Below are 25042 nucleotides of genomic sequence, written 5' to 3'. Positions count from 1 at the left end.
TCACTCGGTCGCTCACGCCACCTTGTCGACCGGTGCGTGGTTGCTGGCCTCAGGAGGCGCCTGGTTGACGATCGCCTCTATTCCTTCTCGCGGACCCGGCTTGCCGAACAGGTAGCCTTGAACCTGGACGCACCCCTCGTCGCGGAGGAAGTTGATGTGCTCGTCCGTTTCCACACCCTCTGCCAGCACCGGAATGTTAAGGCTCGATGCAAGAATGAGTGTTGACCGGACGATGGCGGCCGACTGCACGCTGGTGGCCACCCCATCGACGAACTGGCGGTCGATCTTGATCTTGTCGAACGGGAAGGTCAGCAGCATCGACAACGACGAGTAACCAGTTCCGTAGTCGTCCATGGCAATCTTGACGCCAAGGCTCTTGAGATGGCGGATCGCCTGAAGCGCACGCTGGTGGTCCGCGATGATGCCTGTCTCGGTGATCTCCAGTTCCAGCCTCGCCGGGTCCAGCCCGGTCTCCTTCAGTATCTCCTGAACCAATATCGGAAATCTGAGATCGCCCAGCTGCTGCGTGGCCACGTTGACCGCAATTGTTAGCGGGTTCCGCCAGCCTGCGGCATCGCGACACGCCTCCCGGATCACCCACTCTCCGAGATCGATGATGAAGCCGCTTCGTTCGGCGACCGGGATGAATTCTGACGGCGGCACGAGACCGCGAACGGGGTGGTTCCAACGGCATAACGCTTCAAAGCCGATGACCTCACCCGTGAATGTATTGTTCTGGCGCTGGAAATAGAGCTGGAACTGGCCTTTGCGCAGCCCTTCCCGCATATCCATTGCGAGCACGTTCCGCTCCCGCACGGCGCGGTCCATGGACGAATCGTAGAAGCAGACCGAGTGAGAGCCGGTACTCTTGGAGCGATACATGGCGACATCGGCCTGGGCGAGGAGATCATCTGGTGACATATCATCCAAAAGAACCGCAACACCCACACTGGTTCCGACGCTGAGACTGTTTCCGTTCCAGTCGATCGGCTTGGAGATTTCAGCAATCAGACGCGCGGCCAGCTGGTTAGCGTCGGAGCGCTTGTTATAACGGCAGGTCAATGCAAGGAACTCGTCGCCGCCGACGCGTGCCACGAACTCACCTTCCCCGACGATGCCGGCAAGCCGCTCACCGACCGCGCGAAGCATCGCGTCGCCGGCAGCATGTCCGTGGACGTCGTTGATCTCCTTGAAGCGGTCGAGGTCGAACGACAGCACGGCGATCCGCGCACGCTTCCCGGCCGCGCGCATTGTCACGCTGCTCAACCGCTCGGTGAGCGCCAACCTGTTCGGTAGACCGGTGAGCGGGTCGTGAAGAGATAGGTGGCGGTAGCGCTCGACGGCATCGCGCGTCGTGCTGGCGTCGATGAGATAGGTGACGGCCCCCAATGCCAGCAGCACGAGCATCACGCTCATCACGCCAAGCCCTAGTATCACGGGCGAAACGGCCGTTTGCGGCACGGCAAAATTGGCATCGAAGACAATGTCGATCGCCGCCATGCCGATGAAATGCGCCGATGCAATGGCGAGTATCAGGGCGACGATAGCGCCGTAATGGCAGAAGCGCGTGGTCGGGCGCCCTACCCGGTTGGCAGCAAGCGCGCCGAACATGGCACTGGCGATCAAGGAGGCCGCGACATAGGCTTGCTCCCAGACGATCGTGCCCTGCATCTCGTAGGCATTCATGCCGATATAGTGCATGGCCGCAATGCCGAGGCCAAGCACGGCTCCGCCCGCCTCCAGAAGCAGCGTACGGCCGCCATAGGCGGCGATGCCAAGCCCGACGATGAAGCTGACAATGGCGACGGCAAGCGAGAGAAGGGTCAATACCGGTTCATAGCCAACGCTGCCGCCACTCGTATAGCCAAGCATCGCGACGAAGTGGGTTGTCCAGGTCGTCGATCCGCCGATGAAGCCTGCAAGGACGATCCGCATCCCATGCTCCAGGCCACGTGCATCGCAAGCTCTGGAAAACAGCCTCATCGTCAGGGCGGCGCCAATGGCGCAGACCAGAACGGCGGCTGCAACATACCGAAGGTCATGTTCGACAAAGAGGCAGGAAAAGATGCGATGCATCGCGCGGGCGATCCTTTTGAATATCGCAATCTCATTAGATACCAATCGTGTTAGAACGGTTGTCGGGAATGGTTAACCGGATAGTCATGGCCGATCCGAGTGCAAAGCTTGCCATTCGGGCGCGGTTGTATTATAGCCCGCCCGTCCGCGCAGACACCCTTGGAGGCAATGCGGATGGAGAGCGTCGCGAGATGCCTCCCGGTTTACCGCACGCATGCTTTGCAGCGGCAAACTCTCCAAACAACCTCGAAAGGATATGCCATGAGCCAGAAAACTTATGAGCTCAAGGCCGAGGCGCGCGAACGGGTCGGTAAGGGGTCCTCCCGTGAACTTCGGCGCAACGGTTTCATTCCTGCTGTCATCTACGGTGACAAGCAAGAACCTCTGTCTATCGCATTGTCGACCAACGAAGTGACCAAGCGTATCCACGCTGGCGGCTTCATGACGACGATCGCAACCATCGAAGTCGATGGCAAGAAGATCCAGGTCCTCCCGAAGGACTACCAGCTGGATCCGGTCCGCGACTTCACGATGCACGTCGACTTCCTGCGCGTTTCCAAGAACACGGAAGTTACGGTTGACGTTCCGGTTCACTTCATCAACGAAGAGAAGTCCGGCATCAAGATCGGCGGCGTTCTGAACATCGTTCGTCACACGGTCGAGTTCCAGTGCCCGGCAAACGCCATCCCGGAATTCATCACCGTGGATCTCGCTGGCCACAAGATCGGCTCCAGCCTCCACATCTCGCACGTTACCCTGCCGAAGGGCGTGAAGCCGGTCATCACCGACCGCGACTTTACGATTGCCACGATCGTTGCTCCGGCAGGCGGCGTCGAAGAAGAGCAGGCAGAAGAAACGCCAGCTTCCGAATAAGCTCCGGCTTCTTCCACACGAAACCCGCCTTTTCAGGCGGGTTTTTTTTGTTTTCGGATTTCATTGGCGCGCCCCCAGGATCGGCTTCGCGGGCCTCCTCCGTAGTAATCCGTTAAGCAGCCGCACGGATACAACTTTTGCGTTTCAGCGAAGATTAATATCTTCAGCTGACACTGTTCCCCAGCGACGGGTAGCGCGGGACGCGCCGGCAATTTGTCCGGCAGGGGAACAAGAAGGCCGACGATGAAACACTCGGTTGAAAGCCGATTCATTGCGATTGTATCGACCGCGCTTCTTGTCGTGGTCGCTCCACTCTTTACCTTGTTCCTGACCCTGTCGTCCCAAAAGGCAGCGGACAGCCTGCGCGGTCAGGTGGAACTGGTGCTGGCTGCCAACGCACAGGTTCTCGGCAATCCCGTTTCCGAACTCGACGTCGACACGATGCGGCACACGGCGCTGTCCGTCATTGCCGAATCCGCCATCCACGGCGTCCACATCTACGACAAGCTCGGCAAGGTGAATGTCGTGGAAACGGACATCAATCCGTCGGATTTCCGCGGCCTGGAGGTCATGACAAAACCCATCACGCACATGTCGCGAGAAGGCAGCGCGATCGTCGGCGAGATCACCGTCTATTTCAGGCCCACGGGATGGTTCGCAGCTCTCGACGAGCTGGAGATTTCCTTCATCGCGATCTTCCTGGTTGCCGTCTTCACGGTGTTCGTGGCCGCCATTTTCGGCAACCGGATGATGGTCATCAAGCCACTGATGCGTCTCACTGCCGCCATCGAGGCGACGCGCCGGCTCGGATCACGCCATCATGTGGACTGGCAGTCGAACGACGAAATGGGACGTCTCGCACGTTCGTTCAACGAGATGCAGACCCTGCTGGAGCGTGACGAACGCGCCGTGAAGCGAGCGCATGAACGCACCACCGAGATCTACAACCACACGCCCGCCATGCTGTTTTCCCTCGACCGGAACGACCTGATTTCCGCCGTCAGCGATTACTGGCTGCTTGCGACAGGCTACAGCCGCGGCGAAGTTGTGGGAGGCCGCTTCACCGACCTCGTCGCTCCCCAGGACCATCACCTTTTCGCCGAACGGAAAACACGGCTTCGCGCCGATGGTCGCTCCGTCGAGGTCACCGTGCGCTTCATCTGCAAGGATAAGCGCCTGATGGACGCACTGATCGTGGAGCGGGAACTGGGTACCGACGGCGATGCGAACGGCTCGCTCAACGTAATGACCGACGTCACGGAGTTGAAGCAGTCAGAACTGCGCAATCATCAGCAGGCCATAACGGATCATCTCACCGGTCTGGTCAATCGCCAAGGGTTCGAAGCGATCCTCGACGACAGGATCAGGGAGGCCGACAAGACGGGTACGCCCCTCGCCTGTCTTTTCGTCGATCTCGACCGGTTCAAATCGGTCAACGACAATTTCGGACATGCAGCCGGTGACGATGTCCTAAGGGGGTTCGTTGCCCGGGCAATGCCGCTGCTGCGTGACATCGATACGGCATCGCGCCTCGGCGGCGACGAGTTCGCGTTCCTGCTCACCGGCGAGGATGCACGTGATGCCGCCGACGACCTCTGCGACAGGATCATCGAGATCTTCGACATTCCGTTTTTCGTGGCCGGCGCCGATGTGAGGCTCAGCGCGAGCGTCGGACTTGCCTTCTATCCGGACCACGCCTCGACCGCCACCGATCTGCTGCGCAAGTCGGACCTTGCCATGTATGCCCGCAAACGCGATGGCAAGAATGGAGCACAGGTTTACACGCCGGCAATCCTGGACAAGACCCGCGAGAGAGCCGAGATCGAAAGCGACATTCACACCGGCATTGCCGAAAACTGGTTCGAGGCGCACTTCCAGCCGATCGTGGACATCGTTACGGCCGATATCGTCGGCTTCGAGGCGCTGATGCGCATGCGCCATCCCCGCAAGGGCCTGCTGTCACCGGCCGGCATAATCCAGGTCGCCGAGGACACCGGAACCATCAGCGGCATCGGCAATCTCATTCTCGAAGACGCCATGGCCAATCTGGCGAAGATTTCGCGTCTTCCGGACATGGGCAAGACCTACCTGGCGGTCAATTTCTCGCCGCTTCAGTTCGAGAGCACGCTGCCGATGAGGCTGGTGAGCCTGCTCGATCGGCACAACATCCGTCCTCAGCGCCTTGTAGTCGAAATCACCGAAGCCGTACTGATGCACGACAACCCCGAGATCCGTACCATCCTGGGAGAGATCCACCGGCTTGGGTGCCGGATTGCCCTCGACGATTTCGGCACCGGCTACTCATCGCTCAGCTACATGAGCCGCTTCCCCGTCGATATCGTGAAGGTCGACCAGTCCTTCGTTCAATCGGTCGATGACGAAAGCGAAGTCGGCCAGAAAAACCTCATGCTCGTTGAGGGCATCACGGCAATCTCCCACAAGATGAACTGCAAGGTCATCGCCGAGGGCGTGGAGACTGCCGGACAGCGCGCGGTACTGCAGGCCATTGGCATTGATTGCGGTCAGGGCTACCATTTCTCGAAGCCACGCCAGATCGACGATCTGCTTGCCGGACTTAGGGCCAACGGTCCACGGTTGGCATCGGGCGCCACTTGAGCATACCGAAACCGGTTGACTTCCCGGCGCGTTCACGCTGGAGAGAGCACATCGCGTGAAATGGAATACTTGCACATGCTGATCATTGCTGGCCTCGGCAACCCCGGGTCGAAATATTCAGGCAATCGACACAACATCGGCTTCATGGCAGTTGATGCCATCCAGCGCAGGCCGGGGTTTGCGCCGTGGTCGAAGAAGTTCAAGGCGGAAATCTCCGAAGGCGAGCTTGCCGGCGAGAAGGTGCTGTTGATGAAGCCACAGACCTACATGAACCTCTCGGGAGAGTCCGTCGGCGAGGCCATGCGGTTCTACAAGCTCGGTCCGCAGAATGTGCTCGCCATCTATGACGAACTGGATCTCTTGCCCGGCAAGGCGCGCATCAAGACGGGCGGCGGCCATGGCGGCCACAACGGCATAAAATCGCTGGATGCCCATCTCGGCAAGGACTATCGCCGCCTCCGCCTGGGCATCGGCCATCCGGGCAGCAAGGAACAGGTGCACAACCATGTCCTCGGCGATTTCGCCAAGGTGGACCGCATCTGGCTCGATCCGCTCATCGATGCCCTTGCCGACAATGCGGAAATGCTGGTCCGTAATGAGGATTCGCAGATCCTCAACAAGCTTGCACTTGCGACCGGCGACAAACCCGAGGAACCGAAGGCCAAGCCCGCCGCAAAGCCTTCGGCACAATCCCACATCCGCCAGGCCCGCAACAGCGCGCAGCCGAAGATACTCCCGACGACCGGACCGATGGCCGAGATGCTCAAAAAGTTGTTCGGCGGCAAGGGCGAGTAATCTGCAGGCTGGTCCTGACCATCGCTCGCCCGCAAAAGGCGACAACCGGTCACGAAAGTCGGCGTCTATTCCTCCGGCTCGGTCATGAACATCAGCGGGTAGCCGGCCTCCTTGGCAAGGTCGACTGCCTCCTTGGCTTTCGTCTCGGCAATATCCCTGGCGCAGACGACGACGACAGCCGTTCCCATGCGATGAGCGGTCAGCATAACGCGGTAGCCCGTCTCCTCCCCCATCCGGAAGACGGATTTCAGCACCATCACCACGAACTCCCGCGGCGTGTAGTCGTCATTGACGAGGATGACCTTGTAAAGCTTCGGCCGCTCTAGCCTCGGCTTTGTCACCGTCTTCGGCTCGAAGATCGTATCGTCCTTCGTCGGCATCAGCGCCTCCGCGATGACGTCGGTGTGAAAACGCATCGAATTATCGCACTCAGCTCATAGGCGATCAACCCGGCCTATGCGGTCTGCCCTTGACCCCTCTGGCCGTTTATCCCATAGCCAAGGCAACAATCGCTTATAACAACGGGTATTTCGACCGATGGGTTTCAAATGCGGCATCGTTGGCCTGCCGAATGTCGGCAAGTCCACGCTCTTCAACGCTCTGACAAAGACGGCTGCCGCACAGGCGGCCAACTATCCTTTCTGCACGATCGAGCCGAACACCGGCGAAGTGGCGGTGCCGGACCCGCGCATGCAGCAGCTGGCAGCGATCGCCGGCTCCAAGGAAATCATTCCGACGCGCATCTCCTTCGTCGACATCGCCGGCCTCGTGCGCGGTGCGTCCAAGGGTGAAGGGCTGGGCAACAAGTTCCTTGCCAACATCCGCGAAGTCGATGCCGTCGTGCACGTGCTGCGCTGCTTCGAGGACGACGACATCACTCATGTCGAAGGCAAGATCAATCCGGTCGGCGACGCCGACACGATCGAGACCGAGCTGATGCTCGCCGACCTCGAAAGCCTGGAACGCCGCGTCGAGCAGACCCGCAAGCGCGCCGCCTCCAAGGACAAGGAATCGGTCGCCCAGCTGCCGGTGATGGACGCCGCCATCAAGCTTCTCAACGAAGGCAAGCCGGCGCGCATCCTCCTGAAGACGCTCGCACCCGAAGAAATCGAGATCCTCAAGGGTCTCAACCTCCTCACCTCGCACCCCGTCCTCTATGTCTGCAACGTCGCCGAAGCCGATGCCTCTACCGGCAACGAGCACACCAATGCCGTCGCTGCCATGGCCAAGGAACAGGGCGCCGAATGCGTCATCATCTCTGCCGCGATCGAATCCGAAGTGGCTCAGCTGCCGGAAGACGAGGCCACGGAATTTCTCTCGGCCCTCGGCCTTGAGGAAGCAGGCCTCGACCGCCTGATCCGTGCGGGCTACCATCTTCTCGACCTGATCACCTACTTCACGGTCGGCCCCAAGGAGACCCGTGCCTGGACTATCGTGCGGGGCACCAAGGCACCGGCCGCAGCCGGCGTCATCCACACCGACTTCGAACGCGGCTTCATCCGCGCCTTCACCATCTCCTTCGACGACTACATCGCCTTCAAGGGTGAAGTCGGCGCCAAGGAAGCAGGCAAGGGTCGCGACGAAGGCAAGGAATACGTCGTTCAGGACGGCGACGTGATCCACTTCCGCTTCAACACCTGATCATCGGACGCGGTTTCATGGCCGGGCTCAGCTACTTCTTCGAGGACTTCACGCCGGGGCGGAGCTTTCCGCTCCCCCAGCGGCTGGTGCCGGCCGAGGAGATCGTCGAGTTCGCAGCCGAATTCGATCCGCAGCCGATGCACCTTTCAGAGGAAGCCGGTCGGGCAAGCATTCTCGGCGGCCTGTCGGCCTCCGGTTGGCATACCAGCAGTATCTTTATGCGCATGATGTTCGACGGCTGGTTGTCCGCCTCCGCTTCCGAGGGCTCGCCAGGCGTCGAATTCATGGAGTGGAGGAAGCCGGTGCTTGCCGGCGATACGCTGTCCGGCCGCTCCACAGTGATAGAGTCCCGTATTCTCCGGTCGAAACCCGGGATCGGCATGGTGAAGTTTCTGCACGAGGTGGAGAACCACAGAGGCGATCTCGTGATGAGGGGCGAGAACCCCATCATGATCCGCCTCCGATCACCAGCACCCGCTCAGGAGAGGCAGGCATGAGGCTGATCGAGCTTTCTCCGCCGGGTCGCAAGGTCGTCACCGGCACGCTGCTGTTCACCGCGAAAGACATCGTTCGCTTTGCCCGAAAATACGATCCGCAGCCCTTCCACGTCGATCCGGAGGCTGCCAGGAGCTACGTCTTCGGCGGACTATGCGCTTCAGGCTGGCATACCTGCGCCGGCTGGATGAAGACCTACATTGCCTACTGGGATGCGGAAGTGGCGCGGCTCGCAAGCGAGAACCTCGTGCCGCCGAAGCTCGGCCCCTCGGCAGGCTTCAAGAAGCTGCAATGGCTGAAGCCGGTCTATGCGGGCGACAGCATCACCTATTCCGTTGAAGTCACCGGCAGCCGGCCCCTCATGTCCCGCCCCGGCACCTTCATTAACACGACGGTCAACGACGGCGTGAATCAGAATGGCGAGGCCGTGATGCGCTACGAAGGCACCATCCTGGAATTCGCATAGCCGCCACCGCTGGCGCAATCAGTGACCCTCGAACTCCATCAGGGTCCGCACTTCCACCCCCAGAGCCTCCAGCTTCTTGCGACCGCCAAGCTCCGGCAGGTCGATGACGAAGCAGGCTGAAACGATTTCCGCACCCTGCTGGCGCAGAAGTTTCACCGCACCTTCCGCAGTTCCGCCGGTGGCGATCAGGTCGTCCGTCAGGATCACCTTCTCGCCGGGCTTCACCGCATCGACATGCATCTCCATCTCGTCCACGCCGTATTCCAGGCTGTAGGCGATCCGTACCGTCTCGTGCGGCAGCTTGCCCTTCTTGCGGATCGGCACGAAGCCGGCCGACAGCTGGTGCGCCAGCGCACCGCCGAGAATGAAGCCGCGTGCCTCGATACCGGCGATCTTGTCCACACCGAGAGCAGCATAGGGCTTGACCAGATCGTCCACCGACTGGCGGAACGCGACGGCATCGCCCAGCAGGGTCGTGATGTCACGGAAGATGATCCCAGGCTTCGGATAGTCGTGGATGGCACGCACAGAAGCGGCAAGGTCGATGGTCTTGGTCATGAATTGTCCGGTGTCTTGAAACAGGAGGTTGTCGCGATCCTAGCAATTCGTCCGCCCGCACCCAACAAAAAAGGCGACCCGAAGGCCGCCTTTTTCAACGTCGTGAGGCGAAGCCTCAGTGTTCCTTCCGGGCGTAGACAGACTTCTTGGTCAGATACAGGAGACCGGTGAAGATCACCAGGAACACCATGACCATGAAGCCCGTGCGCTTGCGGTCCTCGAGGTGCGGCTCGGCGGCCCACATCAGGAACGCGGCAACATCCTTGGAGTACTGGTCGACGGTCTGCGGCGAACCATCGTCATAGGTAACCTGATCGTCGGAGATCGGCGGTGCCATGGCAAGAGATGCGGAGCCTGCGAAGTAAGGGTTGTAGTAGGTACCCTCAGGCACTTCCATGCCTTCCGGCGGCTCCTGGTAACCGGTCAGAAGCGAGTAGAGGTAGTCCGGTCCGCCGGACTGGTACTGCGTGAAAATATCGAACACGAACTGCGGGAAGCCGCGGATCACGCCGCGCGCCTTGGCGATCAGCGAGAAGTCCGGCGGGGCTGCTCCGTTGTTGGAAGCAGCGGCCGCCTGGGCGTTGGCAAACGGTGCCGGGAAGTAGTCCGACGGAACGGCAGTACGTTCGAACATGTCGCCGTCTTCGTTCGGGCCGTCCGTCACCTGGTAGTTGGCGGCGAACGCCTTCACCTGCTCTTCGGAGTAGCCGAGGTCTCCCAGCGTACGGAAGGCGACCAGCGACATCGAATGACAGGCAGCACAGACCTCGGTGTAGACCTTTAGTCCGCGCTGCAGCTGGCCCTTGTCGTAGTGACCGAACGGTCCTGCGAAGCTCCAGTCGACTTCCCTCGGCTTCTCCAGCGGGTAGTGCGGCGTCCCACCTTCTTCAGCGGCCTTGGTAGGCGCGGCGGTGAAGCCGAGACCCATCACCAGAGCCAGCGAAAGGATGCTTGTGACAAGCTTTTTCATATTTCTGATCCCTCTCGATCTCGGCTGTCAGGCGCTGACTTGGCCAGGCTTGAGCTTTTCCATGTCGGACTTGTTCTTCTTCTCAAGCACAGCTTCCGTGATCGAGTTCGGAAGACGCCGGGGCGTTTCGAACAGGCCGAGAAGCGGCATGATGACGAGGAAGAAGCCGAAGTAGTAGAGCGTGCCGAGCTGCGAAAGGATGACGTAGATGCCTTCTGCAGGCATGGCGCCAAGCCAGCCGAGCAGGATGGCGTTTGCCACGAAGATCCAGAAGAACAGCTTGTACCACGGACGGTAGACCGCCGAGCGAACCTTCGATGTGTCCAGCCAGGGCAGGAAGAACAGGACGATGATCGAACCGAACATCACCAGAACGCCGCCGAGCTTCGAGTCGATCGGGCCGACGTTGAAGGTGATGGCGCGCAGCATCGCGTAGAACGGCAGGTAGTACCATTCAGGAACGATGTGAGCCGGGGTCTTCAGCGCATCTGCCGGAATGTAGTTGTCCGGGTGGCCGAGATAGTTCGGCATGTAGAAGACGAACCATGCATAGACGAGCAGGAAGACCGATACGCCGAGCGCGTCCTTGAGCGTCGCGTAGGGCGTGAAGGCGACGGTATCCGTCTTGGTCTTCACTTCGACGCCGGTCGGGTTCGTCTGGCCGGTAACGTGCAGCGCCCAGACGTGCAGAACTACGACGCCGGCGATCATGAACGGCAGCAGGTAGTGCAGCGAGAAGAAGCGGTTCAGCGTCGGCTGATCGACGGCGAAGCCGCCGAGCAGGAACTGCTGGATCCACTCGCCGACAACCGGGAAGGCCGAGAAGAAGCCGGTGATGACGGTCGCGCCCCAGAAGGACATCTGACCCCAGGGCAGAACGTAGCCCATGAAGCCTGTGGCCATCATCAGCAGGTAGATCACGACGCCGAGAATCCAGAGGATTTCGCGGGGCGCCTTGTAGGAGCCGTAGTAGAGGCCGCGAGCAATGTGAAGGTAGACCGCGATGAAGAAGAACGACGCGCCGTTAGCGTGCATGTAGCGCAGCAGCCAACCGTGGTTGACGTCGCGCATGATCTTCTCGACGGAGTTGAAGGCAACCGTCGTCTCAGCCGCGTAGTGCATGGCGAGCACGATGCCCGTCAGGATCTGTACGATCAGCATCACCGACAGCATGGCGCCGAAGGTGTAGGCATAGTTCAGATTGCGGGGAACGGGGTAGGAGACGAAGCTGTCGTGGATCATACGCGGCAAGGGAAGCCGCGAATCGACCCATTTCTCGATGCCGGTCGAAGGCTGGTATGTAGAATGACCGCTCATTAGTTAGAACCCCTCACCCGATCTGGATCACTGTGTCGGAAACGAACGAAAAGGTCGGCACCGGCAGATTCGTCGGTGCAGGACCCCTACGGATGCGGCCCGCAGTATCGTAGTGCGAACCATGGCAGGGACAGAACCATCCGCCAAAATCGCCGGCCTGACCGAGCGGCACGCAACCGAGGTGGGTACAGGAGCCGATCATCACGATCCAGTTCTCCTTGCCCTCACCAGCAGAACGGGCGAGATCGGTGGCAGGTGCCGCCGCATCGACGTTCTCGTTGCGAGCGACCGGGTCCTTCAGTTCTTCGATCGCCACCGCATCGGCAGCTTCGATTTCCTGCTCGGTGCGGTTACGGATGAACACCGGCTTGCCGCGCCACTTGACTGTCAACGACATGCCCGGCTCAAGCGCCGAGACGTCGACCTCGATGGACGCAAGCGCCAGCGTGGACGCGTCCGGTCGCATCTGGTCGATGAATGGCCAAGCCACCGCCCCGGCTCCCACCACGCCGGCCATGCCGGTCGTCAGATATAGGAAATCACGGCGAGTGGGCTCGCCCAGTGTTTCGCTGTGTGTCTCGTGCTCGCTCACGGCTCAACCATCCTTCTCACGCAATTCGCGAAAAACCCGCATTGCCCCTCCACCGGAAGAATTTCGAACTGGCCACATTTGGGACACAGATTCCCCGGCAATTGGGCGCGTTCTATGCTTGATCGCGAAATATGTCCAGTCTCGGCAAGGGGCAGGCGCTAGTTTGTCGCGGCATATCCAAGAGGCTCTGACGGCCTCTCCAGAGACCGTTCGTTCGGGTCCGGAAAGGGCATCCCTCGCAACACTTCTTTCCGCTCCGCGATATCCGGCGCACCTTTCGCCGCTATGCGGCACCTGCATTGCGGCATACAGGACGGCGTGATAGTCGGATCACCCTTGAGTAGCGCTGGGGACGGGCTGGATGAGACATTTTCTGTCGGTGGCCATATGCGTCATCGTGTCGCTTGCGCTTTTGGCTCTAAGCGTCCGCTACGTCAGCGGTTTCTGGTTTTTCTCGACGGCCCATAGCCTGCAGCTCCACCTGTCCGCGGCTTGCATTCTGGCCCTCCTGTTCGCGCTCTTCCTTCGGCGCCACATCCTGCCGCTGGGACTTCTGTTCGTCTCGGTGCTGTTCCTTGCCCACGGGCTGTGGATGACCCACGAACTGGTGCAGGTAGGCCCCTCTCCTGCTCCCGACGCGCCGGTATTCAGGCTTATGTCGATCAACATCCTGATGAACAACTTCGAGAACGCGCAGGCCATCCGCGATGCCATCCTCCAGTCCGGCGCCGACGTCGTGAACGTGATGGAGGCCGCCCCGTTACGGCCGGAGCTCGCAGCCCTGTCCGAGGTGTACCCTTACCGTATCGGATGCGGCGAGATGACCAGCGAATGCGACCTTATGGTCCTCTCCAGGACACCGCTCTCCTCGTCGACCATTGTGACGTTGAGCAATGTCTTCGAAGAGCGGATGATGCTCACACAGGTGTCGTTCCAGGGGCAGCCGATCCACGTCGCCGCCATCCACACCACCAAGCCCTATTTCGACAACTTCCAGACCACCGAACTCACGAACGCCGCCCGTGTCCTGGGGCGGGTGAAAGGCCCCCTTCTTCTGTCCGGCGATTTCAACGCATCCAGCCTTGCGCCCAATGTGCGCCAGTTCCTGCGCTGGACGGCCCTGAGAACAGCTCCCTGGGAACCAGCGACATGGCCCGACTGGGCGGGATGGTTCGGCGTGCCGATCGACCATGTCTATGTCCGCCCGCCTGTCAGGATAAAGTCGCTGCAGCGGCTGCCTGATACGCTGGGCTCCAATCACTACGGCCTGATCGCGGACGTCACCATCGACCTGCCCTGACACCCCCACGGGCGAGGAACATCACTGCGCCGCGTCTGCGGCAAGAAAGCCGCCGGATTGGCGAGCCCACAGATCCGCATAGATCCCGTTAGCGGCGATAAGCTCTGCGTGGCTGCCGTCCTCGACGATCCGGCCCTGATCCATCACTATCAACCGGTCCAGCGCAGCGATGGTCGAAAGCCGGTGCGCGATGGCGAGAACCGTCTTGCCCTGCATCAGCCGCTCAAGATTTGACTGGATCGCGGCCTCCACTTCCGAATCGAGCGCGGAGGTCGCCTCATCCAACACAAGGATAGGCGCGTTCTTGAGCATGACGCGTGCAATCGCAATCCGCTGCCGCTGGCCGCCGGAGAGCTTGACGCCTCGTTCGCCGACATGCGCGTCGTAGCCACGCCGGCCACGCTGATCCTGAAGCTCGGCTATGAAACCGTCGGCCTCCGCCCGCCGGGCCGCCAGCTTCAACTGTTCCTCGCTCGCGTCGGGACGGCCGAACAGAAGATTGTCGCGGATGGAGCGGTGCAGCAGCGAAGTGTCCTGCGTGACCATGCCGATCTGCGCCCTGAGCGATTCCTGCGTCACCCCGGAAATGTCCTGCCCATCGACAAGAATACGCCCGCCTTCGAGGTCGTAGAAGCGCAGGAGGATGTTGACCAGCGTCGATTTTCCGGCCCCCGAACGACCGACGATGCCAAGCTTCTCGCCCGGCCGAATGGTCAGCGATAGATCGTCGATCACCCCCCGGCCCTTGCCATAGCGGAAGCTGACGTTTTCGAACCGGATCTCCGGCGCACGCACCGTCAGCGCCTTGGCGAAGGGTTGGTCAACGAGACCGATCGGCTGGGATATGAGTTCCGCCGAATTCTGCACCGTGCCGATATTGCGCATCAGCCCGTTGAGCTGGGTCATCAGCCGCCCCAGGAGGAAATTCAGCCGCAACATCAGCGCGAGCGTGAAGGCAACAGCACCGGAGCTGACCAGCCCGTCGAGCCAGAGGTGGATGCTGAGGCCACCCATCATCACGATCATCGTTCCCGAGAGCAGCGCCATCGCCGCGCGCACGCCGGTCAAGAGCCGCGTAAAGCGAATGATGGTGGACTGGAAGCTCTCGAAGCCGGAACGCATGTAGTGGTCGTTCGCTTCGTCGCTGCCGAACAGGCGAAGCGTCTGGATGTTGGAATAGGCATCGACCATGCGGCCGCTGATCATCGAGCCCGCTTCGGCCGAGAGCTTGGAATGCTCGCGGATGCGCGGCACGAAGTACTTGGCGAGCAAGGCGAAGACGAGCAGCCAGACGAGCACGACGACAGCAAGCCGGATATCCAGCTGCGCAACCAGCACGACCGTCGAGACCGAATAGATCAGCACAAACCACAAGCTCTCCATCAGCGTTGTCAGCACGTCGCCGGCGGCCTGCCCGGCGGACCAGACCTTCGTGACGATCCGGCCGGAGAAATCGTTCTGGAAAAAGGAAAGCGACTGGCGCGAGACATGGACATAGGACTGCCAGCGCACCAGGTTGTAGAAGCCCGGCGTGATGATCTGCTGATCGATCAGGGCTGTCATCAATGCGATGAGGAAACGCCCGCCGCCGATGACCAACGCCATCAGAAGAAGCTCATTCCCGTGCGTGGCCATGAGGCCCGACCATCCCTCACCGCGATCGATCGTCCCAAGGATGTCGACGACGCGACCGACAAACCAGAACATCGCGGCCTCGATCCCGGCCGAGGCACCGCCCAGCACGAGCATGGCCACGAACGGTGCCTTCGCCTGCCGTACATAGAACCAGATGAACGCCGATAGCCCCGCTGGCGGATTGATGTCATCCCGCCTCTCGAATGGCTGGATCCAGTTTTCGAAATAGCGGACGATAGCTTTGATCATGGCTCGCATATAAGTCCAATCGGCATCCCGGCAAAGGGCAGTCCCGCCCGGTTTTGCGCAAGTGCGTGCGGTTCCCGTATTCCGCAACAGGAATCGGCAGCCGAAGCTGCCGATCAATATCCCGTCGAGGCCGGGGCATCACGCGTCGCGATCAGAATTCCGGCCAGGACGGCTCAGCGGCTGCGGCAGATGAACCGCCAAAGGCGGAGGCAATCCGGGCGCCCATCGCCCGCGCCGGCGAGTTGACCGGACGCGAAGCCTGGGTCGCCGGACGGATGTCCACCTGCTGTCCGCCCAGCGTGAACTGCGACAGCAGTTCGTTGAGCGCTGCCGCCTGGGTGGCAAGACTATGGCTTGCCGCTGTCGTTTGCTCGACCATGGCCGCATTCTGCTGCGTGCTCTGGTCCATCTGGTTCACGGACGAGCTGATCTCATTGAGACCGGTCGACTGCTCGCGGGACGACACCACGATCGAGGCAACATTCCTGTTGATCTGCTGAACGTCGGAGACGATCGCTTCCAGCGCCTGGCCGGTCTGGCCGACCAGATCGACACCGTCGCGTACCGTCTTGCCGGACGTCGAAATGAGTGCCTTGATCTCGCGGGCGGCATTGGCCGAACGCTGTGCAAGCTCGCGGACTTCCTGTGCGACGACAGCAAAGCCCTTGCCGGCCTCGCCCGCCCGTGCCGCCTCGACACCCGCATTCAGTGCAAGCAGGTTGGTCTGGAAGGCGATCTCGTCGATGACGCCGATGATGTTGGAGATCTCGCCGGACGACTTCTCGATCGCCTCCATGGCGGAGACAGCCTGCCGGACGATCTCGCCCGAGCGCTCGGCGCCGGTGCGCGTGTGGTCGACCAGTTGCCCCGCCTCGTCGGCGCGCATCGAGGAATCCTTGACGGCCGTCGCCACCTGTTCCAGGGCTGCGGCGGTCTCTTCGACGGCAGCGGCCTGCTGTTCGGTGCGCTTGGAAAGATCGTCGGACGCCGAACGGATCTCGTTCGCCCCGGCATCAATCATCCGCGCATTCTCACCGACCGAACGCAGCACTGCCTGAAGCTTGCCGACCGATTCATTGAAATTGACCCGCAACTGGTCGAGCTGGCCTGCGAAAGGCTGCTCCAGCCGCAAGGTCATGTCACCATCGGAAAGGCCCTTGAGTCCACGGGCAATCCCATCGACGGCAAACGATATGTCAGCCGCTTCGCGCGCCTTCTGCTCCTCGCGGGCAATTCGTTCGTTCTCGCTCAACGAGCGGTTCGCCTCGGTCCGCTGTTCCAGCCGCTCGCGCGCCAATGCGTTGTCACGGAAAACGGCGACGGCGGCAGCCATCTCACCGATCTCGTCGCGGCGACCGTCATGCGGAATGGCGAGTTGGTTTTGACCGGCGGCGAGCGTATTCATCGCCGTGGTGATATCGCCGATGGGACGGGTCACGCGCAGATAGCTGACGAACGCGGCCGCGACTGCGACCGTAGCCGCAGTCGCCACGCCGACGATTGTCCAGACGAAGGCGGATTGAACGGCACCTGCGGCAATCTTGCGGTCTTCGACGCTCGCCTGTCTGTTACCGTCGATCATCTCCTGTAGTACAGCGCCTGCTTCTGCCGCCACCGGGATCATCTTGGCAATGACGACGCGTGCACTGTAGAGGTTCGAGGCACCGATCAGCTCAACGAACTCCGCTCCGAGCGCATCATACTCGGCGATAATCTTTTCCAGAGTGTCGAACCTCTCCCTCGCCTTCGCATGCAATGCCGTCGAACCAAAGGCCCGGAACGCCTCGAGCCGAGCGTTTCCGGCGGTTTGCAGCTGTTCCAGCGACGCCTTCTTGTCGGCGACCGAGCCAGCCGAGAGCGCCATCAGATACAGACGGCGAACATCCATGAACAGCCGGTCCATGTTGGCGATCATCATCGACTGCTCCATGCGGCCTCCGATCGTCTCGACCTGCGTCTCGAGCTCGGCCACGGAACGCATGCCGAGCCCACCCTGAAGAACGGCCAAAAGAACGGCAAGGCCGAAAAGGGCCGGAAGAAGGACTTTGATTTTTATATTCATTATTTCTAATCCGAAACGGAAGTGGCGGGAAGTGAAGCGCACCCGCCATGCTCGTCGCAGTCTCGGATAAAGAATGAATTACTATCCCGTAGCCAGCTTTCGCCCCATCTGAACAACAGATCGGCATCCCGAACAGGCTTGTTGCGTGCACTTTACCGGGATACCCGCCCCTTGCGGTGACATCATAAGAAAAACCTCCGCAGCGTTACTGCGGAGGTTTTCGCATCTGGACAGTGCTGCTGCGCTATTCCGCCGCAACCTCTTCGGCGTCCTGGTTGCCCAGGAACCCGCCCGACTGACGGCTCCACAGATCGGCGTAGATGCCGGTGGATGCCGCCAGCTCCTGATGCGTCCCCATCTCGACGATAAGGCCCCTGTCGAGGACGATCAGCCTGTCCATCTCGGTCAATGTCGACAGCCGATGTGCGATCGCGATCACCGTCTTCCCTTCCATGAGAGCGAACAGGTTCTCCTGGATCGCCGATTCCACCTCTGAGTCGAGCGCTGACGTCGCCTCGTCGAGGACCAGGATCGGCGCATCCTTGAGGAACACACGCGCGATCGCGATCCGTTGCCGCTGGCCGCCGGAGAGCTTCACGCCGCGTTCGCCGACATGGGCGTCGAGACCGGCCCGCCCCTGCATGTCCGTAAGGCCCTGGATGAACTCCCAGGCATTGGCCCGCTTCGCCGCCAGAGTGATCTCCGCGTCCGTCGCATCCGGCTTGCCGTAGGCGATGTTGTCGCGGATCGACCGGTGCAGCAGCGAGGTATCCTGCGTCACGACACCGATCAGCGACCGCAGGCTTTCCTGCGACACCTGCGATATGTCCTGACCGTCGATGGTGATACGGCCCGCTTCGAGGTCGTAGAACCGCAGCAGCAGGTTCATCAGCGTCGTCTTGCCGGCACCGGACCGGCCAACAAGGCCGATCTTCTCGCCAGCGGCGATGTTCAGCGTCAGGTCCTCGATCACGCCCTTGTTCTTGCCATAGTGGAAACGAACGTGATCGTAGTGGATATGCCCCTTCTTGGCCTGCAGCTCAGGCGCGCCCGACTTGTCTGTCACGTCGTGCGGCTGGGTCATCATGGACATGCCATCATAGACGGTGCCGATCGCTTCGAAGAGCGCCGAGACTTCCCACATGATCCACTGCGACATGCCGTTGATGCGCATGGAAAGCCCGATCGCGATCGCGACGGAGCCGACGGAAACGTCACCGTTCAGCCAGAATGCAATGCTGGCCGCGGAAACGATGAAGATTGTCACGGCGTTGTTGATGTCGACGCAGATGTTGAGAAGCGAGATCTGGCGCATCTGGCGGTGCACCGTGCCGAGAAAGGCATCCATGCCCTCCCGCGCGTACGTCTCCTCGCGCCCCGCATGGGAGAACAGCTTCACCGTGCCGATATTCGTGTAGCTGTCGACGATCCGGCCGGTCATCATCGACCGGGCATCCGCCTGCTCGCTCGAAAGCTTCTTCAGCTTCGGGACGAAGTACCGCAGGATGATGCAGTAGACGACGAGCCAGAAGACGAGCGGCAGAACCAGCCGCCAGTCGACCACCAGAACCAGCGCCAGCATCGAGACGAAGAAGCTTATCGCATAGACGAAAACGTCGATGATCTTCAGCACCGCCTCGCGGATCGCGAGTGACGTCTGCATCACCTTGGTCGAGACGCGGCCGGCGAACTCGTTCGCAAAGAAGGTCATCGAATGGCGCAGCAGGAAGCGGTGCATCTGCCAGCGGGCGATCATCGGGAAATTGCCAGCCAGAACCTGGTGCATCGTCATCGTGTGGATCGCACCGGCAAGCGGCAGCACCACAAGCAGCACAGCAGCCATCCAGTAAAGCCTGCCGCCCTCCTGCTCCAGGAACGTTGCCGGCTCCGCGTTGGAAAGCCAGTCGACGATATTTCCGAGGAACTGGTAGAGGAAGACTTCCGCAACGGCGATGACCATCGAGCAGATGCCGAGCAGCAGCAACCACGGCGCTGTCGGCCGGGTATAGTGCCAGCAGAAGGCAAACAATCCTTTAGGCGGCGGACCCGGCAGTTCCTGCGGATAAGGATCGACGCGGCGCTCGAACCACGAAAACATCGTCATTCTCCATAACGTATGTGCCTACACGGGACTTCGCGAACAAAAACGCGCAACACCGTGAGAGCGAAAAACTGAAAACAAGGCCAATGAAGGCCGCGTGCGAAATCAGGGATAAAAGAGAAGCGGAAAACCGCGATACGCCTAGGCCGGAAGCGGCATGATCCGGGCCAGAAGGCGGGTACGTACGGGAATATCCATGTAGGCCTCCTCGGGCTGGCGTTGAATATGCTGGCCTTGTAGCGCCGTTCGGCAAAATTGAAAAGTGCAAACTGGCGCAACAGGCGTGGATCCTGGCATCCAGCCTTGAATGTGGCGGCAGCATCAAGGCGAAAGGCGAACGGGCTCCCGCTTTGACTGCGGGCGACAGATCGCCTATTGGCAGGCGATGTCTGACCTTCACATCGCGCTCTATCAGCCTGATATTCCCGGAAATACCGGTACGATCCTGCGGCTTTCGGCCTGTCTTGGACTGAAGGTGCACATCATAGAGCCCGCCGGATTTGACATCTCCGACCGCAATCTCAAGCGCGCCGGAATGGACTACCTTTCCAGCGTCGCTCTCACCCGTCATGTGAACTGGCAGGCTTTCGAAGAGTGGCGTCAGTCGACGGGGCGGCGGCTCGTCCTGGCGTCCACCAAGGCTGCCATACCCTATGTCGATTGCACGTTCCGTCCGGACGACGTGCTCCTCTTCGGACGTGAGAGCGCCGGCGTACCGGATCACGTGCACGATGCCGCAGACGCCCGCATTCTCATCCCGATGATCGAGGGCCAAAGGTCCATCAATGTCGCCATGTCGGCGGCCATGATCACCGGCGAGGCTCTCCGCCAGACTTCCTGGACCTGACGCTGCCGGTCCGAAACGAAAAACTGTCGCGAACGGCCTCATTTTTAACCACCGTTCTGGCATATTTCCTTTAGCCGGCAACAGAATTACCGTCTTGGCCGGCGGGAACGGTTCGGAATTCGGCATGGAATCGACGATCGTCATCATCAATCTCTTCGGCGCGGTGGCCCTACTGCTGTTCGGCCTTGCGCAGGTCAAGGATGGCGTCACGCGCGCGTTCGGCTCGCGGCTTCGCACTGGCCTTGCCACGGGCACGCAGAGCGGGCTGCGCTCTTTCGTCTCCGGTTTCGTCGCAACCGTAGCATTGCAGAGTTCGACAGCCACGGCCCTGACTGTCGCCTCCTTCGTCGAGCGCGACCTGATCCGCCCGCGCATGGCCCAGATCGTCCTGCTCGGTGCCAATGTCGGTACCGCCGTGACCGCCTGGATCGTCGCAACAGGTATCGAGTGGCTATCGCCGCTTCTCATCCTCGTCGGTGTGGCGCTCAACCGTGGCAGTTCGAGCGCCCGCAAGGGCAGCGGCACGGCACTCATCGGCATCGGCCTCATGCTTCTGTCGCTCCACCTCCTGTCGGCAGCAACCGAGCCGATGCGGGAATCCCCGGCCCTGGCCGCCTTCGTCCGCCTGCTGGACGGCGCTTGGCCGGTGGCGCTGGCCCTGTCCGCCGTCCTTGCCGTGGTCTCCTCGTCCAGCCTTGCAGTCGTCGTACTCATCCTGTCGCTTGCCTCCACCGGCGTATTGTCCACCGAACTGATCATCGTGCTGATCCTCGGCGCCAATCTGGGCGGCGCCATTCCGCCGGTGCTCGCGACGCTCTCTGGCCCCGCCTCCGCCCGGCGCATCACTACCGGCAATCTGGCAGTCCGGGCCGTCGGCTGCGTCATAGCCCTGCCGCTTGCCGCCTTCGCCGCCGATTTGCTGGACATGCTGCCGCTTTCTCCGGAAAAACTGCCGGTCGATGCCCATCTCGCTTTCAACATCGCACTGGCGCTGCTCGCCTGGCCTTTCTCCGGGGTGATCTCCAAAGCCATGAAACGGCTGATCCCTGCTGTCGAAGAACCCGACAGCGGGCCCAGGTTCCTGGACGGACAGGCGCTATCCACGCCGGTCGTGGCGCTTGCCAACGCCACACGCGAAGTCCTCGGGGTCGGCGACCTGATCGAGCGCATGCTCATCCGCGCGGAGAACGCCTTCAAGAACAACGACATTGCGCCGCTTGCGGAAGTCGAAGCCTTGGAAAAGCGCGTGGACCGCCTGCAGCAGGAGGTCAAAATCTACCTCTCGAAGCTCGGCCGCGAGGGCCTCGATGGCGACAATGCGCGCCATTCCGCCGCCATCATGGGCTACGCCATCAACCTCGAGCATATCGGCGACATCATCGAAAAGGGCCTGTGCGAGCAGGTCCGCAAGAAGGTGTCTGGCAACCTCAAATTCTCCGAGGACGGCTATCAGGAGCTGAAAAGCCTGTTCGACCTCACCATCGAGAACCTGCGCACGGCGCAGACCATCTTCGTCACCGGCGACTTCAACCTTGCGCTGCGCCTGATGGAGCTGAAGGTCGACGTCCGCAAGGCGGAAAAGCTTTCCGCCGAGCGGCATCTCGGACGCCTGAGAGACGGGCGAGCGGAAAGCCTGCAGACCAGTTCGCTGCATCTCGACATCCTGCGCGACCTGAAGCGCATCAACGCGCACATCGTCACCGTCGCCCATCCGATCCTTGACGACAGCGGCCTGCTGCGGGAGAGCCGTCTGCGCCAGGTGGAGCCGGGTACCTGAGCGGAAAGGCCGGGCGCTCATCGCCTGCCTCCCTGACGAGCGAGAAATGCCGCGCCGAGGCGGACGGCAAGCGACGCGAAGGCGACGACGAGAGCGGCGAGCCCCGCCAGTCCCCAGGCGGCCGCAAAGCCTCCATTTGCAATGAGCGGCTGCGAGGCCAGAGGCGACAGGAACTGCCCAAGGAAGATGCTGGAGACCAGAAGCCCGGAGATGCTCCCCCGCAGGTGCGGTGGCGCAAGCAGCATGACCGCGCTGGCGAAATTCGGCATGATCGTTCCCATGCCGATTCCGGAGATCGCCAGAGCCACCAGAACGCCGCCATAGCTCTGCGCCATCGATAACAGCAGGAAAGACGTGCCGATCGAACCGAAGGCGAGCGCGAAGACCCCCATGACGCCGAGCTTCAGCCGGATCCGCGCAAACATCAGGGCGCTGGCGACACCCACTAACTGGCCGAGACCGATGGCGCCGCCGGCGAGACTCGGGGCTGCAAAACCCATCGACTTCAGGAAGAACGGCAACTGCGTGGGGATCATGTAGAAGACGACCATGTTGAAGATTGCCCCGGCGAGCAGCAACCCGAGCAGGAGGACCGTCCGCCGCTCGGGCGGGCGCGGGCCATCGGCATCGGCCCTGTGTGCAGCCTCCCGTCTCTGTGGTTCCCGGATAAAGAGGAGCACAGCGGGCAGCAACAGGAAGGCCAGGCCGTAGATAAGGAAAGGCATGCGCCAGTGAATTTCGGCGAGGAACCCGCCACCGGTCAGGAACAGCGTGCCGCCGATGCCGACGAAGGCCTGCTGCAGCCCCATGTAGCGATCACGCGCCGCGCCTGTGAAATAGTCGCCCACCAGCGCCGTGACCGACGTCATGATCCCGCCGACGGCGATGCCGAGGACCGCGCGCCCGATGAGCAGGCCCGTCAACGTCCCGGCGAAGAGCCCCGAAGACCCGGCAATGGCGAACATCGCCAGCGCAACGACCAGCAATCGCTTGCGGCCGAAGCGGTCGATCAGAAAGCCGGCGACCGGCGAGAAGCCGGCAATGAAGATCGCTGACAGCGTCAGCACCAGGCGGCTCAGGATCTCCACGTTTTGAACGTGCTGGAAGCGTGCCTCGATGCTCGGCAGGGAGGAGGCAATGGCGGCGCCCGACATGATGGTCAGCGTGCTGACGGCAAGCAGCGTGGCATTTCTTGCCCGGCGGGTGTCAGCGATAACCGCCGGTCCGGCGGAAGGAAGAGACCGGAAGGCCATTATGCCACCTCCTTCATCTGGACCGTTTCACGACCCATCTTCAATGTCGCCGCCCACCACGTCAGCTGGACGGCGAGCTTGCGCAAGGATCGCGCTTTCACCTCCGGCTCCATCAGTCGACCCTGCGCGTCGAACAGCTCCCATGCCTGTGCAAAGCTGACCGTCTCGCGGATGGTTGCCGCCCCGAGTTCGGCGAAGACCTGGCGCAATTGCTCCACGGCACGCAGGCCACCCGAGACCCCGCCGTAGCAGACGAAGGCGACCGGCTTTGCCGCCCACGGCTTGTGGTAGGCGTCGATCAATCCCTTAAGGGCGGCGGAATATCCGTGATTGTATTCCGGCGTCACGACGAGAAAGGCATCGGCGCGCGCAAGGTCTCGGCCGATCCGATGCTCTACATCGGCGCGCGCCATCCGCGATTCCACGTCGAGGTCCACGGGATCGATCGTCAGGATATCCGCCTCGATCATGTCGGGCAGATGCGTCAGCACCCAGTCGACGACGGTATCGCAGAAGCGCCCCTCGCGGGTGCTGCCGTAGATGACGGCCAACGTATATCGTGTCTGCATGAGTTTGCGCTCCCGGGTTTTCGTTGAAGGAAGCGCCTGCTATAGAACCTCAAGCATAGTTGAGGTCAACACGGTCATGGACAAAAACACGCACGAGGGAATTCGGCGGGAACTGTCGGTGGGAGAAATCGCCCGCCGCAGCGGCGTTGCGGTCTCCACCTTGCATTTCTACGAGACGAAAGGGTTGATCGAGAGCTTCCGCAACCGCGGCAACCAGCGCCGCTATCCCCGATCGGTGCTTCGGCGTGTCGCCGTCATCAAGGTCGCGCAGAAGACGGGAATCCCGCTTGCGGAAATCCGCGATGCACTCTCCGTCCTGCCTCATGACCGGCCGTTGACGGCGCACGACTGGCGCATGCTGTCCGAGACGTGGAAACACAAGCTTGACGAGCGGATCGCCAGCCTTACGGCCTTGCGGGATCACCTTACCGATTGCATCGGCTGCGGCTGCCTGTCGATGACCGACTGTCCGCTGCGCAATCCCCGTGACGTTCTGGGAGAAAGCGGCCACGGCCCGCTTATTCTGGAGGAGGAAGCAGATAAGGGAGCGAGCTAGTCGGCCGTCGGCAGCCGACGCATCGTGAACTCAATCTGGTCGCCGTCGAGCTTGCGCCAGCTTTCCACCTCGGTCCAGTAGGCTGCCTTGGGGAAAGCCTCGAACCACTCGCGCGCCTTCTCGCGGGCCTCGTCGCGCGACATGCAGAAGGTTTCGCGCACGAACATGCCGGACGATCTTCCGGCTTTTTCCAGCCGGTGCCTGTCTATCCGTCGCTTCAAGCCGTCAAGTGGCGGCGGGGTAAATCTTGCCATGCAATCTACCTCTCATGGATTGAAGATAGTCCGGGCTTTC

At 61.4% G+C, this 25042-nt stretch carries 22 protein-coding genes; 10 read left to right on the top strand and 12 right to left on the bottom strand.

What is annotated here, in order from left to right; genetic code table 11:
• Window positions 1-12: 12 nt before the first annotated feature.
• A complete protein-coding gene (locus LH464_RS02495) occupies window positions 13-2076 on the bottom strand; it encodes a putative bifunctional diguanylate cyclase/phosphodiesterase (RefSeq protein ID WP_226784780.1) in 2064 nt (687 codons plus the stop codon).
• A gap of 261 nt (window positions 2077-2337) precedes the next feature.
• Between LH464_RS02495 and LH464_RS02490 the strand changes: the two genes are divergently transcribed.
• The 3 genes from LH464_RS02490 to pth all read left to right on the top strand — a co-directional run bounded on the left by LH464_RS02490 (window position 2338) and on the right by pth (window position 6360).
• Window positions 2338-2949 carry a 50S ribosomal protein L25/general stress protein Ctc gene (locus LH464_RS02490; protein ID WP_226784779.1) on the top strand — a complete coding sequence of 204 codons (612 nt, stop codon included), beginning with the start codon at window positions 2338-2340 and terminating at the stop codon, window positions 2947-2949.
• A gap of 243 nt (window positions 2950-3192) precedes the next feature.
• Entirely contained in the window at window positions 3193-5565 is a 2373-nt protein-coding gene (locus LH464_RS02485) for a putative bifunctional diguanylate cyclase/phosphodiesterase (RefSeq protein ID WP_226784778.1), read from the top strand.
• Window positions 5566-5640: 75 nt separating this feature from the next.
• Window positions 5641-6360, top strand: coding sequence for an aminoacyl-tRNA hydrolase (gene pth, locus LH464_RS02480; protein ID WP_226784777.1), 720 nt, complete (start codon window positions 5641-5643; stop codon window positions 6358-6360).
• 65 nt (window positions 6361-6425) lie between these two features.
• Here pth and clpS read toward each other — a convergent pair whose 3' ends face one another.
• Entirely contained in the window at window positions 6426-6740 is a 315-nt protein-coding gene (gene clpS / locus LH464_RS02475) for an ATP-dependent Clp protease adapter ClpS (RefSeq protein WP_226784840.1), read from the bottom strand.
• A gap of 157 nt (window positions 6741-6897) precedes the next feature.
• Between clpS and ychF the strand changes: the two genes are divergently transcribed.
• The 3 genes from ychF to LH464_RS02460 are packed head-to-tail and all read left to right on the top strand — an operon-like array spanning window position 6898 to window position 8962.
• Complete coding sequence (gene ychF / locus LH464_RS02470; protein ID WP_226784776.1) at window positions 6898-8001, top strand: redox-regulated ATPase YchF; 1104 nt, start codon at window positions 6898-6900, stop codon at window positions 7999-8001.
• A gap of 17 nt (window positions 8002-8018) precedes the next feature.
• A complete protein-coding gene (locus LH464_RS02465; RefSeq protein ID WP_226784775.1) occupies window positions 8019-8498 on the top strand; it encodes a MaoC family dehydratase in 480 nt (159 codons plus the stop codon).
• The gene (locus LH464_RS02460; RefSeq protein ID WP_226784774.1) at window positions 8495-8962 is read left to right on the top strand and encodes a MaoC family dehydratase; all 468 of its coding nucleotides are present in this window, start codon (window positions 8495-8497) and stop codon (window positions 8960-8962) included. Before LH464_RS02465 ends, LH464_RS02460 begins: the two co-directional genes overlap by 4 nt.
• Before the next feature lie 18 nt (window positions 8963-8980).
• Here LH464_RS02460 and LH464_RS02455 read toward each other — a convergent pair whose 3' ends face one another.
• The 4 genes from LH464_RS02455 to petA all read right to left on the bottom strand — a co-directional run bounded on the left by LH464_RS02455 (window position 8981) and on the right by petA (window position 12399).
• A complete protein-coding gene (locus tag LH464_RS02455; RefSeq protein WP_226784773.1) occupies window positions 8981-9520 on the bottom strand; it encodes an adenine phosphoribosyltransferase in 540 nt (179 codons plus the stop codon).
• Window positions 9521-9635: 115 nt separating this feature from the next.
• Window positions 9636-10490 (bottom strand): cytochrome c1, encoded by an 855-nt coding sequence (locus LH464_RS02450; protein ID WP_226784772.1) that lies wholly within the window; start codon window positions 10488-10490, stop codon window positions 9636-9638.
• A 27-nt stretch (window positions 10491-10517) separates the two neighbouring features.
• Window positions 10518-11807, bottom strand: a complete 1290-nt coding sequence (locus LH464_RS02445) for a cytochrome b (protein ID WP_226784771.1) — start codon at window positions 11805-11807, stop codon at window positions 10518-10520.
• 13 nt (window positions 11808-11820) lie between these two features.
• Complete coding sequence (gene petA, locus LH464_RS02440) at window positions 11821-12399, bottom strand: ubiquinol-cytochrome c reductase iron-sulfur subunit (protein ID WP_226784770.1); 579 nt, start codon at window positions 12397-12399, stop codon at window positions 11821-11823.
• 361 nt (window positions 12400-12760) lie between these two features.
• Here petA and LH464_RS02435 point away from each other — a divergent pair, with 361 nt between their 5' ends.
• The gene (locus LH464_RS02435) at window positions 12761-13699 is read left to right on the top strand and encodes an endonuclease/exonuclease/phosphatase family protein (RefSeq protein WP_226784769.1); all 939 of its coding nucleotides are present in this window, start codon (window positions 12761-12763) and stop codon (window positions 13697-13699) included.
• Window positions 13700-13720: 21 nt separating this feature from the next.
• Here the strand turns inward: LH464_RS02435 and LH464_RS02430 are convergent, their stop codons facing one another.
• The 3 genes from LH464_RS02430 to LH464_RS02420 all read right to left on the bottom strand — a co-directional run bounded on the left by LH464_RS02430 (window position 13721) and on the right by LH464_RS02420 (window position 19743).
• Window positions 13721-15592: an ABC transporter ATP-binding protein gene (locus LH464_RS02430; protein ID WP_390624904.1), complete on the bottom strand. Its 1872-nt coding sequence runs from the start codon at window positions 15590-15592 to the stop codon at window positions 13721-13723.
• 142 nt (window positions 15593-15734) lie between these two features.
• A complete protein-coding gene (locus tag LH464_RS02425; RefSeq protein ID WP_226784767.1) occupies window positions 15735-17645 on the bottom strand; it encodes a HAMP domain-containing methyl-accepting chemotaxis protein in 1911 nt (636 codons plus the stop codon).
• A 244-nt stretch (window positions 17646-17889) separates the two neighbouring features.
• Window positions 17890-19743 (bottom strand): ABC transporter ATP-binding protein, encoded by a 1854-nt coding sequence (locus LH464_RS02420; protein ID WP_226784766.1) that lies wholly within the window; start codon window positions 19741-19743, stop codon window positions 17890-17892.
• 388 nt (window positions 19744-20131) lie between these two features.
• Here LH464_RS02420 and LH464_RS02415 point away from each other — a divergent pair, with 388 nt between their 5' ends.
• Together LH464_RS02415 and LH464_RS02410 are read left to right on the top strand one after the other, a co-directional pair.
• Window positions 20132-20593, top strand: coding sequence for a tRNA (cytidine(34)-2'-O)-methyltransferase (locus LH464_RS02415; RefSeq protein ID WP_226784765.1), 462 nt, complete (start codon window positions 20132-20134; stop codon window positions 20591-20593).
• A 124-nt stretch (window positions 20594-20717) separates the two neighbouring features.
• Window positions 20718-22370, top strand: a complete 1653-nt coding sequence (locus LH464_RS02410) for a Na/Pi cotransporter family protein (RefSeq protein ID WP_226784764.1) — start codon at window positions 20718-20720, stop codon at window positions 22368-22370.
• 17 nt (window positions 22371-22387) lie between these two features.
• Here LH464_RS02410 and LH464_RS02405 read toward each other — a convergent pair whose 3' ends face one another.
• Together LH464_RS02405 and LH464_RS02400 are read right to left on the bottom strand one after the other, a co-directional pair.
• Window positions 22388-23623 carry an MFS transporter gene (locus tag LH464_RS02405; protein ID WP_226784763.1) on the bottom strand — a complete coding sequence of 412 codons (1236 nt, stop codon included), beginning with the start codon at window positions 23621-23623 and terminating at the stop codon, window positions 22388-22390.
• Complete coding sequence (locus tag LH464_RS02400; RefSeq protein ID WP_226784762.1) at window positions 23623-24192, bottom strand: NADPH-dependent FMN reductase; 570 nt, start codon at window positions 24190-24192, stop codon at window positions 23623-23625. The genes LH464_RS02405 and LH464_RS02400 overlap by 1 nt, the downstream gene beginning before the upstream one ends.
• A 76-nt stretch (window positions 24193-24268) precedes the next feature.
• On the opposite strand from LH464_RS02400, the gene soxR reads away from it, so the two are divergent.
• On the top strand, window positions 24269-24748 hold the full coding sequence (gene soxR / locus LH464_RS02395; protein WP_226784761.1) for a redox-sensitive transcriptional activator SoxR: 480 nt from the start codon (window positions 24269-24271) through the stop codon (window positions 24746-24748).
• Here soxR and LH464_RS02390 read toward each other — a convergent pair.
• On the bottom strand, window positions 24745-25002 hold the full coding sequence (locus LH464_RS02390) for a hypothetical protein (RefSeq protein ID WP_226784760.1): 258 nt from the start codon (window positions 25000-25002) through the stop codon (window positions 24745-24747). The two genes, soxR and LH464_RS02390, sit on opposite strands and share 4 nt — an antisense overlap.
• Window positions 25003-25042 lie beyond the last annotated feature (40 nt).

Source organism: Pseudorhizobium xiangyangii, assembly GCF_020531965.1.
GTDB classification, from domain to species: Bacteria; Pseudomonadota; Alphaproteobacteria; order Rhizobiales; family Rhizobiaceae; genus Neorhizobium; species Neorhizobium xiangyangii.
This window is presented reverse-complemented; position numbering and strand designations above follow the sequence as displayed.